The following is a 13,490-nucleotide window of genomic DNA, read 5'->3' on the forward strand; positions in this document are numbered from 1 at the left end:
GGAGTGCGCACGTCCGACTTCCGGAAGGCAGCGATGAGCGAGACGACGACGCATCTCGTGTTGGGCAGACCGGTCACGATGCCCGTGCAGGTCCGGACCGCCACGGCGTTCATGGGGATGTTCTCCGTTCCCGTGCACCCCGCGCAGGAACTCGTCGCCCACACCGGGCTCGAGATCCTGCAGTACCGGCCGGGTCACGGGATCTGCACTCTCGTCTTCGTGGACTACGTCGACGGGGATCTCGGTCCGTACAACGAGTTCGGGGTGTGCTTCCTCGTCCGCGATCATCCCGACCGCGGAGACGGCATCATCGGAGACTGGCGGAGCCTCCTCGGCGGGCGCGCCGGGGCACTCATCCACCACCTGCCCGTCGACGGGGACTTCACCCTCGCGGCCGGACGCGGCATCTGGGGCTTCCCCAAGACCCTCGCCGACTTCGACGTCGACCACGACAGCAGTACCGGACGCGGTTCGGTCTCTGCGGACGGAGCGCTGATCGCCGAATTGACGGTAGTGCCAGGAATTCCCGTCCCCGGCAAAGGTCTCGCCGCGTCGCTCGCCGCGTATTCGCACATCGACGGCATCACCCGGCGCACGACCTGGGAGATGAACCCGAGCGGGGTGCGCACCCGGTTCGGCGGCGCGACCCTGCGGTTGGGTACGCATCCGATCGCCGACGAACTGCGTTCGCTCGGCCTGCCCCGCCGCGCACTCGCCTCGTCGTCGATACCCGACCTGCGGATGACCTTCGGCGACGCGACCGTCGTCCGACGACGACCACCGCGCTCAGGAGAGCGCGCCCGTCACGGCGAGAACGATCACCGCGACACCCAGGAGGGTGTCGAGTACGCCGCAGAACTCCGCCAGCGAGCGAGCGACCACGGTGTTCCGCCGGAAGTGGAGACAGTCCCACGCAGCGTGGCCGAGCAGTCCGAGTCCGACGACCACTCCGGCCGGGACGGGAGCGAGCATCAGTGCAGCCACCGCGACGGCCCCGAATCCGAGCATGGCCACGGCCGACGGCCCGACGAGCATCGTCCGGCCGGCCGGGGTGCGCGCGAGCCCGTAGACGGCGCCGGCGGCACCGAGAGCGACCATCACCCCGGTGACCGGCACCGGTATGCCGAAGGCGACGACGGCGACCTTGCCGATCCCGATCAGCACGACGGCGCCGAGGAACAACGGCCAGGCCGTACTGCGGCGGCCCAGTACGGCCGCACCGAGATAGACGAGCGCCGCGCCGGTCAGGATCGCCGGGAAGTCGGTTCCCCCGTCCGCGAGGACGAAGGCGGCGAGGGCGACCGCGACGAGGCTCGGCCACCGACGCAGCACCCCTCGTAGCAGCACCTTCGGGCCGGCGCCCGCCGCAGGTCGATCCACGGGGACAGTGGTGATGCCGGAACTCGTCATGGCGATCCGCCTAAGTTGAACAGTGATGTTCGATTTGTCGATCAGCGTAACCTGAACACCGGTGTTCGACAAGAGGAGGATCCGTGACCACCGGTAAGACATCCCCCCGATCCGAAGCCGTCCGACCGAGCTCCCCCCGCGTCAGGAAACGCGCGGACGCCGAACGGAACATCGAATCGATTCTCGAGGCCGCACGGATCTCTCTGAGCCGCAACCCCGACGCGAGCATCGGGGAGATCGCCGAGACCGCCGGCGTCGGTCGCGTCACGCTCTACGGCCACTTCCCCACTCGCGCAGAACTCGTCACAGCGGTGGTGCACCGCGCGCTCGCCGAGGCGGAGGAGACCGTGGACCGGATCGACCTCACCGGCGACCCACGCCACGCCCTGCGCCGCCTGATCACCGGTTCGTGGTCGCTGACCGCGGACGCAGGGGCACTGCTCGCCGCCGCCGGACAAGCGCTGCCCGCCGAGGAGGTCCGTGCCGCCCACGACGGCCTGCTCGCCCGCGCGACCGCCCTCATCGATCGCGGTCGAGCCGAGGGGGTCTTCCGCACCGACCTGCCGTCACCCTGGTTGGCATCCGTTCTGCACAGCCTGGTCCATTGCGCCGCAGTCGAAGTCGTCGCCGGACGACTGTCGACGAAGGACGCCGCGGACTACATCGCCGCGACGGCCCTGTCGTCGTTCACCCCACCCGACTGACCGGCATCAGCTCGAGGCGATCACGCCGTCGACGTCCTGACGCTCGCGGAGCCGGGTGACCGTGTCGTGCAGGTGCTCGTCGAGCAGTCGCCGCACATCGTCCCGGTCGGCGGTACGGATCGCCTCCCGGAGCACGACGTGCTCGTCCACCTGCACGTGCAGGTCGGGATAGGTGGTCTGCAACGCGCCGAGGCACATTCGTGTCTCGACGAGCAGGGTACGGGCAGCCCGCACGAGCCGCGGACTCTCCGCGCTCGACACGAGGATCTCGTGGAAACGACGGTCGCCGTCCGAGACACCGGTGGCGTCCTCGCGCTCGGCGGCGGTGCGCATCTCGTCGATCGCGGGTTCGAGAGCCTTCCACGTCTGCTCGCGACGGCCGTTCAGCACCAGGTCGAGGGCGCCGCCCTCGATGACCCGGCGACTGCGGTAGATGTCGACGACGTCGTCGAAGGTGAGCTGAGTGACGAAGATCCCGCGATTGCGGATGCTGTAGAGCAGTCCTTCGGACAGCAACCGCTGCATGGCTTCCCGCAGCGGCCCACGGGAGACCTGGAAGTGCGCCGCGAGTTCGGCTTCGCCCAGCTGCGCGCCGGGGGCGAGCACGCCCCGGACGATGGCCGACCTGATCTGCTCGGCGATGAGCTCGGCCGTGGACGGACGGGTGACAGGACGTAGATCTCCCAGATCACCGAGCACCATGATCGGCATCCTCCTCGAACAGCGAGCCCAGCTCCGGGCATCCCACTGTATATCCGGCGAGTTCCAGGCCGTGCCATACGGTGACCTGGTTGGCGGTGAGGACCGGTTTGCCGGTCTCCTTCTCGAGCTCCCGCACGATCCGCAGCGTGTGCATCGCGGTGTCGGGCACCAGCACCGCCTGGGCGTCGGGGTGATCGTTGGTTCGCACGAAGTCGAGCACCGCCTCCCCGGTCAGGGCGCCGACCTCGGCGGCGGTGTCGATGCCGGCATCCGCGAGCGACACGATGTCGATGCCGGCGTCCGCGAGGAAGGCGACGAACAGGTCGGCGACATCGCGCGGATAACTCGCCGCCACGGCCGTCCGGGTGATCCCGAGGGACCGGATCGCGGCGACGAACGCGATGCCGGTGCTCGTCGTGGGCACACCCCCGGCAGCCCGGGAGAGCCGCTCGATCTGAGTGCGTGCCCCCTCGGGCCCGTAGACGAAGCTGCCCGACGTGCACGCCCACACGAGGGCGTCGAGGCGCTCACCCGCGAACTGTGCCGCCCCTCCGGCGAGCCTGGCGGGGCTCCCCAGGTCGAGGAGTTCGGGAACGGCATGCAGGTCGGTGCCGTAGATGTGGGCGACGGGCAGGTTCACCCCCAGGAGTTCTGCGGCGAACGGATAGTCGTCCTCGGCGGCATGATCCGGATAGACGATCCCGACGGTCGGGCGGGCACGATGCATTCAGAAGACTCCTCTCAACCATTTCCCGGGCCCGGTCATGGGCAGTTTCATCCGGCCGAGGCACGCCCAGATGGTGAGCTGGTTGGCCGTGAGGACCGGCTTGCCGAGTTCCCGTTCGAGCGGTGCGATCAGGTCGTAGGTCGGCAGGTTGGTGCAACTGACGAAGATCGCCTGCGCATCGGGTGTGTCGGCCCCGATGATGTGTTCGGCGATGGTGCGGTAGTTGACCTTCCAGATGCCGCCGCCCAGACCGAGATGCGACGATCGGACGACCTCGGTCCCGGCTTCGTCCAGGAAGTCGCGCAGCAGGTCGGTGAGTTCCCGGTCGTAGGGAGTGATCACCGAGATGCGGGTGAGGTCGAGCTTCCGGAGCGCTTCGAGGAGCGCGCCGGAGGTCGTCACCGCGCACGAGGCGCCCGCCTCGCAGATCGCGTCGCACAGGGCCTTCTCGTAGGTCACCCCGTTGACGAAACTTCCCGAGGTACACAGATACGCAACGACTTCCGGTTCCACCGACAGGACGTCGCGGGTCGCGACCATCAGGTGCCGGCGGTCGGAGACCAGTTCGGCCATGGCACGGCTCACCGGCACCGGTTCGTAGGGGGTCCGAGCGAGGTGCAGGCTGACCTCGAGCGGCGCCCATCGCCACAATTCTCGTTCCAGAGCGAGATCGAAGGGTGCGATCACACCGATGCCCCGCTGAGCCAGAGGACCTTCGAATTCGGGAATGTTCAGTTCCATACGGTCCCTCGGCTTCGTCGAGAGTTCCCTCAGCCTCGAGGATTGTTGACAATAATACGAGGCGCTCCTACGGTGTCAACGTGGATGCCGAGCCGGTCGTTGCAGTGCTTCATGCCGAAGCCGTGCCGGACCGCGCGCGGATGACCCCGGTGGCCGAACGTGCCGCGGTGCGCTGTACCGACGCCGCCGGTCTGGTCGCTGCGCTCGACGGTGCCGACATCCTGTTCGCGTACGACTTCCTCACCGATGCCCTGCCTGCGGCCTGGCATGCCGCGACGTCCCTGCGATGGATCCACGTCGCCGCGGCCGGGGTCGACGCCCTCATGTTCCCCGAGCTGCGCGACAGCGACGTGGTCGTCACCAACTCCCGCGGAGTCTTCGACGGGGCGATCGCCGAATACGTGCTCGCCCAGATACTCTCCTTCGCCAAGGACATCCCCGAATCGCTGCGGCTCCAGCACGGGCACATCTGGAAGCACCGCGAATCCGAACGCATCGCCGGGCGCTCCGTGCTCGTCGTCGGCACCGGTCCGATCGGTCGCGCGATCGCGCGGCTGCTCTCCGCCGTGGGGATGACGGTCCGCGGCTCCGGCCGACGGCCTCGCCACCACGACCCCGATTTCGGCAGCGTCACCGCGACCGCCGATCTTCCGGCCGCCCTGGCCGACGCCGATTTCGTCGTCGTGGCCGCGCCGCTCACGGAGCAGACCCGGCACCTGTTCGACGCCCGGATGTTCGCCGCGATGAAGCCGCAGGCCCGGTTCGTCAACGTCGGGCGGGGCGAACTCGTGCGCACCGGCGACCTGGTCGAGGCACTGCGGGCCGGCACGATCTCCGGCGCCGCACTCGACGTGTTCGACGTCGAACCGCTCCCCGACGACCATCCGCTCTGGGACATGCCGAATGTCTCGATCACCCCGCACAATTCGGGAGACTTCGTCGGCTGGCGCGACGCGCTGGTGGACGTCTTCGTCGACAACTTCCACCGTCACCGCAGTGGCGAACCTCTTCGGAACGTGGTGGACAAGAAGTTGGGTTACGTGCCCGGCGCGTGAGAGTCGGCATCGTCCGACGAGAAGGAGGCACGATGGAGCCCACAGAGATGACCGCCGTCGAACTCGTGTCGGCCTTCTCCTCGGGCAAGTTGTCTCCCGTCGAGGTGACGCGAGCCGTGCTCGATCGGATCGCATCCCACGACCGCGAGATCAACTCGTTCTGCCTCGTCGACGAGGAGAAGGCACTCGACCAGGCCCGTAGGTCCGAGGAGCGGTGGCGGACCGGTTATTCGAAAGGTCTGCTCGACGGGGTCCCCATCTCGATCAAAGACGTCTTCCTCACCGACGGATGGCCGACCCTGCGAGGTTCGCAGGCCGTCGACGAGAACCAGGACTGGAACGTCGACAGCCCGGTCGCGGCCCGGCTGCGGGAGGACGGGATGGTGTTGGTGGGCAAGACCACCACTCCGGAGATCGCATGGAAGGCGGTGACCGATTCGGCACTCTACGGGGTGACCACGAATCCCGCCGACACGACGAAGACCGCCGGTGGCTCGTCCGGGGGCAGCGCGGCGGCGGTCGCGGCCGGATTCGGTCCGTGCTCCGTCGGCACCGACGGTGGGGGCAGCATCCGCATCCCCGCGTCGTTCTGCGGCGTCGTCGGATTCAAGCCCACCCACGGGCGGATCCCGATCTTCCCCGCCAGTCCGTTCGGGCCGCTCGCGCATGCCGGGCCGATCACCCGGACGGTCGAGGACGCGGCGCTGCTCACCGACATTCTCTCCCTGCCCGATCCCCGGGATCCGACAGCGCTGGCACCGCCCCTCACGACCTTCCGCGGTGGCCTCCACCGTGAGGTGGTGGGGATGGACGTCGCCTACTCGAAGACCCTCGGATACGTCCACGTCGATCCCGAGGTGGGTGAGATCGTCGACCGGGCGGTCCGCGTGCTCGACGAGGCAGGACTACGGGTGACCGCCGCCGATCCCGGTTTCACCGACCCGCTCGAGGCTTTCGAGAACCTCTGGGCGGCAGGCGCAGCCACGATGCTGAAGACCTTCCCCGAGGGCACGCGGGACAAGGTGGACCCCGGACTCGGACGCGTCTGGTCGCGCGGCGAACAACTCGGTGCCGTGGACTATCTCGAAGCCCGCGCGGTCGCGGCGGCGGTCGGCATCACGATGGGGATGTTCCACCAGAAGTTCAACGTTCTGCTCACCCCGACGATGCCGATCCCCGCATTCGAGGCCGGCCACGACGTGCCGCCGGGGTCGTCGCTGACCTCGTGGCCGCAGTGGACCCCGTTCACCTATCCCTTCAATCTCACGCAGCAGCCCGCCATCAGCCTGCCCGTCGGGACGACCTCGGCGGGCCTGCCCGTGGGTCTGCAGATCGTCGGGCCGCGGCACTCGGACGACCTGCTGCTCGCGGTGGCGAGATTCGCCGAGCACGCACTGAGCTGACCCACCGAACGGCACCACACATCGCGCGGTACCGTTCGGTTCGGCGCCCGTCTACGCGCGGGCGAAGCTCAGCGTCTCCCCTACGACACCCCCGATCCACAGGTCGTTGCACGCGACGGCGAGTTCGGGCAGGCCGTCCTCGATGCTCGCGAAGACATTGCCCGGCACCCAGCCCACGTCGCCGTTGAGCAGCAGATTGTTCCGTCCGTAGAACAACGCGAGATCGGTCGCCCCCTGCGAGGCATGGGCCTGCGAGCCGGGTTCGTAGCCATAGGCGGGATTGCCGATCTCCCACGGTTCGAAATCGAACAGGCACACGTCGCCGGGGATCGGCGTCACCGTCGGATTCTCCCGGTGCGGTGCCCCGGCGATCCTCGGCACCAGGGTGTACAACTCGTTGCGAGCGTACTTGGCATGGAAGGCGGCACCGCTCTGCGGCAACGCATCCCACACCGCCGCGCAGGTGAGCGGCGCTTCGTCGTCGAGAAGTCGTGCTCTGCACGTGATGTCGCGCTTGTCGAGAGCGATCGTGATGTATCGGGCCACGCGGACTCCCTCGTTCGACGGATTATCGGACCTCTGCGAGGACTTCGGACCAGATGCCGAGCGCATCATCGATCTGCTGCGCGGTGACGATCAGGGGTGGGATCATACGCACCACATTCATGTGGGCACCACAGGTCAACAGCAGCAATCCCTTTCGGGATGCGAGTTGTTGTGCGGCGGTTGCGCGGTCCCGATCGGGAGACCCCTCGGTGGTGAATTCGAGGCCCACCATGAGACCGAGCCCCCGCACGTCGCCGATATCGCCGGTCGCGCGCTCCCGCGCACCGGAGAGCAGTTCGCGTCCACGCGTGGCCGCGTTGTCGACGAGCCCTTCCTTCTCGATCACGTCGAGAGTGGCCACGGCCGCCGCGCACGAGACGGCATTCGCCCCGTACGTCCCGCCCTGCGATCCCGGGCGGGCGCGCTCCATGAGCTCCTCGGAGGCGGCGATACCCGACAACGGGAAACCGCTCGCGAGCCCCTTGGCGATGGTGATGACGTCGGGTCGCACTCCGAAGTGCTGGTGGCCGAAGAACTTTCCGGTGCGGCCGAAACCGGTCTGGATCTCGTCGAAGACGAGCAGGATGCCGTGCTCGTCGGCCCGTTGCCGCAATCCGCGGAAGAACCGCGTGTTCCCCGGTACGTAGCCGCCCTCGCCCAGGACCGGTTCGACGACGAAGGCCGCGATCTCGTCCGGTGCCACCAGGGTCGCGAACAGGTAGTCCAGTTCCTGCAGCGCGAAGTCGGTCGCCTCCTCCTCCGACCAGCCGTATCGATAGGCGGTGGGGAACGGAGCGACGTGTACACCACCCATGAGCGGTGAGAATCCAGCGGAGAAGCGGGTTCCCGAGGTCGTCATCGTCGCAGCGGCGACGGTCCGGCCGTGGAAACCGCCGTGGAAGACGACGATTCCGGGGCGTCCCGTCGCCTGCCGGGCCAGCCGCAACGCCGCTTCGACGGCCTCGCTACCCGAATTGGCGAAGAACAACGAGTCGAGCCCTCCGGGCAGTACCGTGCCCAGCCGTTCGGTGAGTTCGAGCAGGGGCCGGTGCATCACGGTCGTGTACTGCCCGTGGATGAGCGAGCCGATCTGCCGGCGCGCGGCTTCGACGACGTGCGGATGACAATGCCCGGTGCTCGTCACGCCGATACCGGCGGTGAAGTCGAGGTAGCGGCGTCCGTCGGTGCCGTGGACGTAACACCCCTCGGCATGGTCGACGGTGACGGACGTCGCCTGCAGCAGGCGGGGTGACAGTCGGGTCATGACGATCCCTCCGAACAGCCGAGGGAGCGAACCCTCATGCTTGTTGTCGGATTGTTGACAATATGGATAACACGCGGAGAGGGGTCGCGCAACGGCGAGCGGTGTGACAACGGCGTTTCGTCACTCTCACCGGAGGGCATCCGCACTGCAGTAAGCCGCATCGCCCACGGATGAGGACATCATGATCAGCAACGACGACATCGACACCCTCGCTCGCGCCACCGCGTACGGGCCCGACGGTGACAAGCTCGGACGCGTCGGAGAGGTGTACCTGGACAACGACACGGGCCGACCCGCATGGATCACCGTCGTCACGGGACTGTTCGGCACACGCCGGCACTTCGCCCCCATCGACGAAGCCGAACTCGACAGCAGCGGAGTGCGCCTGCCCTTCGACAAGGACACGATCACCGGCGCCCCGAACATCGACGAGAACGGTGAGCTGACGCCGCTCGAAGAGGACGAACTGTACCGCTACTACCGCCGGTTCGGGGACACCCATGCAGAGGGTGGATCCACCGGCGACCGGGGCGGATTCACGGACGAGCGGGCTGGGTCGACCGACGACCGGACCGGGTTCACCGACGACCGGAGGGGCCTCGACGACCGGAACACGGCCGGTGGTGGCGGTCTCGTCGGTGGTGCAGCCGGCGGACCGGGCAGTACCGGAGCGCCGCACACCGGCGAGTCGTACGGCACCGCAGCGCCGGCGGGAACAGCACAGTCGCCCACTGCGGGGACAGCACAGTCGCCCACTGCGGGGACCGCACAGTCGCCCACTGCGGGGACCGCACAGTCGCCCACTGCGGGGACCGGGCATGCGCCCACCGCGAGCACCGGGCATTCGCCGACGCCGCCCGATGTCGCTCGTGAGGAGATCGCCGGCAACTACCGGCCGAGCGAGGGCCAGAGGGACGAATCGCTCGAGCACTCGATGCCCGGGCATACCGCGTCGACACCGGCCGCCCCGTCCGGCACCGCGCACCCGTCCGGCACCGCACACTCGGCGGCGGACACCGCCCGCCACGCGGCGCCCGGCGGCACCGGCGGTGAGCAGGAGATCGTCGGTCCGGGGCCGACGGGGCCGGCGCACTTCACGCCGCCGCAGCCGGCCGGCACCGACACGGGCACGACCGACGCGAAGACGGACACGGCCGCGACAGGCAGCGCGGACGACGATCGACCGCGCAAGCCGCGCCTGGTGCGCCGCGTCGTGACCACGGAGTACTACGAGGAATCGCCGGACGACGCGACCGACACCGACCGTTCCTGATCCACATACGAAGCCGGGACGGCCACATCGCATGTGGCCGTCCCGGCTTCGTCGTGCGGTCTACAACCAGGTGTCCTCCGTGACCGAGGTGAGGAACGCTTCGAGGTCGTCGCGCCAGGGCGCCGGAGTGGTCTTGTCCGGTTCGATCCCGGTGTACTGCCCCCGGTAGAAGAGCAGCGGGCGCTCCTTGTCGTCGCGCACTTCGCTCAGCGACGACACACGCCCGAACACCACCCAGTGGTCTCCCCCGTCGTGCACCGTCTCGACCGTGCAGTCGATGTGCGCGAGCGATCCGGTGAGGACGGGTGAGCCCAGCGGTGAGGACGTCCAATCGAGGCCGGCGAACTTGTCGGGTTCGCGGGAGCCGAACCGCGCGCAGGTCTGCTGCTGCTCCTCGGCGAGAACGTTGACGCAGAACCGGCCGGCTCGTTCGATCGCCGCCCACGACCGCGACTGCTTCGTGGGACAGAACAGCACCAACGGCGGGTCGAGCGACAACGCGGCGAACGACTGGCACGCGAATCCCACCGGCGTCCCGTCGTCCTCGGTGGTGGTGATGACGGTGACGCCGGTGCAGAATTGCCCGAGCACGGTGCGGAACGCCCGCGGGTCGATCGCACCGTCCCGTCCGGCCTCCGGCGCGGTCATCACTGCATTCCCACCGAGAAGTCGTGCCCCCACAGGCTCACGGCCGTGGATTCACGGGCGATCCAGTCGGCGTCCTCGACCTGCAGCCCCTCGCAACCGAATTCCACGTCGAATCCCCCCGGGGTCTTCATGTAGAAGGACAGCATCTTGTCGTTCACGTGGCGCCCCAGCGTCGCGGACATCCTGACCTTCTTCCGCAGCGCGCGGTCGAGGGCGAGACCGACGTCGTCGGAGTTCTCCACCTCGATCATGAGGTGCACGATGCCCGACGGGGTGGGCATGGGCAGGAAGGCCAGACTGTGGTGGCGCGGGTTGCATCCGAAGAACCTCAGCCAGGCGGGTTTTCCGTCGGCGGGCCGGCCGACCATCTGCGGGGGCATCCGCATGGAGTCGCGCAGACGGAAACCGAGCACGTCGCGGTAGAAGCGCAGCGATTCCTCGTCGTCGCGGGTCGAGAGCACCACGTGCCCGAGACCCTGTTCACCGGTGACGAACTTGTGCCCGTACGGGCTGACCACGCGGCGATGTTCGAGCGCGGCACCGTGGAACGCCTCGAGCGTGTTGCCCGACGGATCCTGGAAGACGATCAGTTCGTCGACGCGACGATCGGCGAGCTGCTCGGCGGTGCCTTCCTTGAACGGCACGCCCGCCGCCGAGAGGCTGTCGCGAACGGACTGGAGATCGGCGGCGTTCGCGGTCTCCCACCCCGAGACGAGCAGCGTGTCGGACTCGTGCGGCTCGATCACGAGGCGGGCCGGGAAGTCGTCCATCCGCAGGTACAGCGCATCGGAGTGGACGCCCTTGCCCTCGATCATGCCGAGGACCTTCAGACCGTACTCGCGCCAGGCCGGTACGTCGGTTGCGCCGATCCGCAGATATGCCAGCGACCGGATACTCATCTATTCGACTCCATCCGTGAGAAAATCCACTGTCAGGCGGTTGAATTCGTCGAACTTCTCGAGCTGTGCCCAGTGGCCGCATCCACCGAACACATGCAGTTGGGCGCGGGGGATCATCTTGAGGGCGACGAGAGCACCGTCGAGCGGGTTCACGCGGTCCTCGCGGCCCCAGATCAGCAGGACCCGCTGGCGGAGCTTGTAGGCGTCGCGCCAGAGCATGCCCTTCTCGAATTCGGCGCTGGAGAACGACTTTCCCATCGCCTTCGCCGCGGCGAGCGACTCGGGGGTGCTCGCCGACGCGAACCGCTCCTCGACGAGCTCGGGAGTGATCAGCGACTGGTCGAAGACCATGATCCGCAGGAACGCCTCGAGATTCTCGCGGGTGGGCTCGTACGAGAACCGGCCGAGATTCTTGACGCCCTCGGTGGGATCGGGCGCGAACAGGTTGACGCTCAGCCCACCCGGGCCCATCAGGACGAGCCGTCCGGCGCGCTCGGGGTGGTCGAGGGCGAACCGCACAGCCGCGCCACCGCCCAGCGAGTTGCCGAGGAGGTGGACGCGATCGGTGATGCCGAGGGTGTCGAGCAGATCCTTCAGCGCCGACGAACTGTGGACGAAGTACTGCGGGTGCTCGGTGGGCTTGTCGGATCTGCCGTAACCCGGCTGATCGACGGCGAGCACGTGGAACCGTTGTGCCAGCACCGGGATGTTCCTGGCGAAGTTCGACCACGACGACGCGCCCGGCCCACCGCCGTGGAGCAGCACGATCGTGGTGTCGTTGCCGACGCCGGCCTCGTGGTAGTGCAGGCGGAGGTCGTCGCGGACCTGCGCGAAACGGGAGGTCGATTCGTAGGTGATCTCGTCGAGTGCGGTCACATCCACCCCTAGACCATCGTGTCGGTGATCGGCAGGCCGAACTCGGCGGCACCGAACATCACGTAGGCGCGTTCGGCATCGTTGGCGGCGTGCACGCGACCGGCGTGTGCGTCGCGCCAGAAACGCTGGATCGGTGTGCCGTCCGCGAGTGCGGTGGCACCCGAGTTCTCGAAGAGACGGTCGATCGACGCGATGGCACGGCCGGTCGCGCGGACCTGGTCGCGACGTGCCCGCAGACGCAGTTCCATCGGAACCTCCCGTCCGGCGACCAGATGGGCGTATTCGTCGGCGACGTTGCCCGACAGCTGGCGCCATGCGGCGTCGATGTCGCTGGACGCCTCGGCGATGCGGATCTTGGCGAACGGATCGTCCTTGGCCTTCTCGCCGGCGTAGGCGGCGCGGACCCGTTTGCCCTGATGCTCGACGTGCGCCGCGTACGCGCCGTAGGCCATACCGACGATGGGTGTCGAGATGGTCGTGGGATGGATGGTGCCCCACGGCATCTTGTAGACGGGTGCGGTGTTGCGCTCGAGCCCGGGCGAGGTGAGATCGTTCATGCTCTTGAAGCTGAGGAACCGGTGGGTGGGGACGAAGACGTCCTTCACCTTCACCGTGTTGGATCCGGTGCCCCGCAGGCCGACCACGTGCCACACGTCGTCGATCTCGTATTCGGAACGCGGGATCAGGAAGCTGCCGAAGTCCACGGGCCGGCCGTCCTTGATGACGGGGCCACCGACGACGACCCAGCTCGCGTGGTCGCATCCCGACGACCAGGCCCAGGCACCGTTGACCTTGTATCCGCCGTCGACGACCTCACCGGCGCCCATCGGCGCGTAGGACGAGGAGATCCGCACGTCGGTGTCGTCGCCCCAGACCTCTTCCTGCGCCTGCTGCCCGAAGAGCGCGAGATGCCAGTTGTGGACGCCGATGATGCCGGAGACCCATCCGGTCGATCCGCACGCGCTCGCGATATCGCGTACCGCGGTGTAGAAGGTGACGGGATCGGCCTCGTATCCGCCCCACTGCGCCGGTTGCAGAAGTTTGAAGAAACCGGCTTCCTGGAGTTCCTTGATCGAGTCGTCGGGTACCCGGCGCAGATTCTCGGCCTCCTGCGCCCGTTCGCGCAGCGTGGGCAGCAGAGCGTCGATCCGCTGCAGTACCTCGTGGCTGTCGTGGTCGCCCACTGGACGCTCCCGTCTGTTCAGGAAATGATCGCTTGTACCGAGACTAGAACATGTTCTT

The 13,490-nt window shown here is 68.0% G+C and carries 13 protein-coding genes and 1 pseudogene; 5 read left to right on the forward strand and 9 right to left on the reverse strand.

The genetic code is table 11. The annotated features are described in order from the left end of the window. Positions 1 to 33: 33 nt before the first annotated feature. Positions 34 to 768: pseudogene (locus tag PV766_RS01950) on the forward strand (acetoacetate decarboxylase family protein); the annotation flags it as partial. Between the two features lie 725 nt (positions 769 to 1,493). Continuing rightward, positions 1,494 to 2,114, forward strand: coding sequence for a TetR/AcrR family transcriptional regulator (locus PV766_RS01955; RefSeq protein ID WP_421096291.1), 621 nt, complete (start codon positions 1,494 to 1,496; stop codon positions 2,112 to 2,114). Between the two features lie 6 nt (positions 2,115 to 2,120). Here PV766_RS01955 and PV766_RS01960 read toward each other — a convergent pair whose 3' ends face one another. The 3 genes from PV766_RS01960 to PV766_RS01970 are packed head-to-tail and all read right to left on the reverse strand — an operon-like array spanning position 2,121 to position 4,284. After that, the gene (locus PV766_RS01960; RefSeq protein WP_421096292.1) at positions 2,121 to 2,816 is read right to left on the reverse strand and encodes a GntR family transcriptional regulator; all 696 of its coding nucleotides are present in this window, start codon (positions 2,814 to 2,816) and stop codon (positions 2,121 to 2,123) included. Then, positions 2,803 to 3,543, reverse strand: coding sequence for a maleate cis-trans isomerase family protein (locus PV766_RS01965; protein ID WP_129977247.1), 741 nt, complete (start codon positions 3,541 to 3,543; stop codon positions 2,803 to 2,805). The genes PV766_RS01960 and PV766_RS01965 overlap by 14 nt, the downstream gene beginning before the upstream one ends. Beyond that, entirely contained in the window at positions 3,544 to 4,284 is a 741-nt protein-coding gene (locus PV766_RS01970) for a maleate cis-trans isomerase family protein (RefSeq protein ID WP_064063429.1), read from the reverse strand. It lies immediately after the preceding gene. 140 nt (positions 4,285 to 4,424) lie between these two features. Between PV766_RS01970 and PV766_RS01975 the strand changes: the two genes are divergently transcribed. Next, the gene (locus PV766_RS01975) at positions 4,425 to 5,339 is read left to right on the forward strand and encodes a D-2-hydroxyacid dehydrogenase (RefSeq protein WP_421096325.1); all 915 of its coding nucleotides are present in this window, start codon (positions 4,425 to 4,427) and stop codon (positions 5,337 to 5,339) included. Positions 5,340 to 5,371: 32 nt separating this feature from the next. Next, positions 5,372 to 6,742 carry an amidase gene (locus tag PV766_RS01980; RefSeq protein WP_421096293.1) on the forward strand — a complete coding sequence of 457 codons (1,371 nt, stop codon included), beginning with the start codon at positions 5,372 to 5,374 and terminating at the stop codon, positions 6,740 to 6,742. 51 nt (positions 6,743 to 6,793) lie between these two features. Here the strand turns inward: PV766_RS01980 and PV766_RS01985 are convergent, their stop codons facing one another. Further along, a complete protein-coding gene (locus tag PV766_RS01985) occupies positions 6,794 to 7,288 on the reverse strand; it encodes a DUF3830 family protein (RefSeq protein ID WP_064063427.1) in 495 nt (164 codons plus the stop codon). Between the two features lie 22 nt (positions 7,289 to 7,310). After that, the gene (locus tag PV766_RS01990) at positions 7,311 to 8,552 is read right to left on the reverse strand and encodes an aspartate aminotransferase family protein (RefSeq protein ID WP_064063426.1); all 1,242 of its coding nucleotides are present in this window, start codon (positions 8,550 to 8,552) and stop codon (positions 7,311 to 7,313) included. 181 nt (positions 8,553 to 8,733) lie between these two features. Between PV766_RS01990 and PV766_RS01995 the strand changes: the two genes are divergently transcribed. Next, on the forward strand, positions 8,734 to 9,825 hold the full coding sequence (locus tag PV766_RS01995; RefSeq protein WP_421096294.1) for a PRC-barrel domain-containing protein: 1,092 nt from the start codon (positions 8,734 to 8,736) through the stop codon (positions 9,823 to 9,825). Positions 9,826 to 9,885: 60 nt separating this feature from the next. Here the strand turns inward: PV766_RS01995 and hsaB are convergent, their stop codons facing one another. From hsaB to hsaA, 4 genes are read right to left on the reverse strand one after another with little or no spacing between them, the layout of a single operon-like run. Then, positions 9,886 to 10,473: a 3-hydroxy-9,10-secoandrosta-1,3,5(10)-triene-9,17-dione monooxygenase reductase subunit gene (gene hsaB, locus PV766_RS02000; protein ID WP_129977250.1), complete on the reverse strand. Its 588-nt coding sequence runs from the start codon at positions 10,471 to 10,473 to the stop codon at positions 9,886 to 9,888. After that, entirely contained in the window at positions 10,473 to 11,372 is a 900-nt protein-coding gene (hsaC, locus tag PV766_RS02005) for an iron-dependent extradiol dioxygenase HsaC (RefSeq protein WP_064063424.1), read from the reverse strand. Before hsaC ends, hsaB begins: the two co-directional genes overlap by 1 nt. Next, positions 11,373 to 12,248: a 4,5:9,10-diseco-3-hydroxy-5,9,17-trioxoandrosta-1(10),2-diene-4-oate hydrolase gene (gene hsaD / locus PV766_RS02010; RefSeq protein ID WP_016933445.1), complete on the reverse strand. Its 876-nt coding sequence runs from the start codon at positions 12,246 to 12,248 to the stop codon at positions 11,373 to 11,375. 8 nt (positions 12,249 to 12,256) lie between these two features. Next, complete coding sequence (gene hsaA, locus PV766_RS02015) at positions 12,257 to 13,432, reverse strand: 3-hydroxy-9,10-secoandrosta-1,3,5(10)-triene-9,17-dione monooxygenase oxygenase subunit (RefSeq protein ID WP_016933446.1); 1,176 nt, start codon at positions 13,430 to 13,432, stop codon at positions 12,257 to 12,259. Between the last annotated feature and the right edge of the window lie 58 nt (positions 13,433 to 13,490).

Origin of the sequence: Rhodococcus sp. As11, from assembly GCF_048957735.1 — a bacterium.
Lineage (GTDB): Bacteria > Actinomycetota > Actinomycetes > Mycobacteriales > Mycobacteriaceae > Rhodococcus > Rhodococcus gordoniae.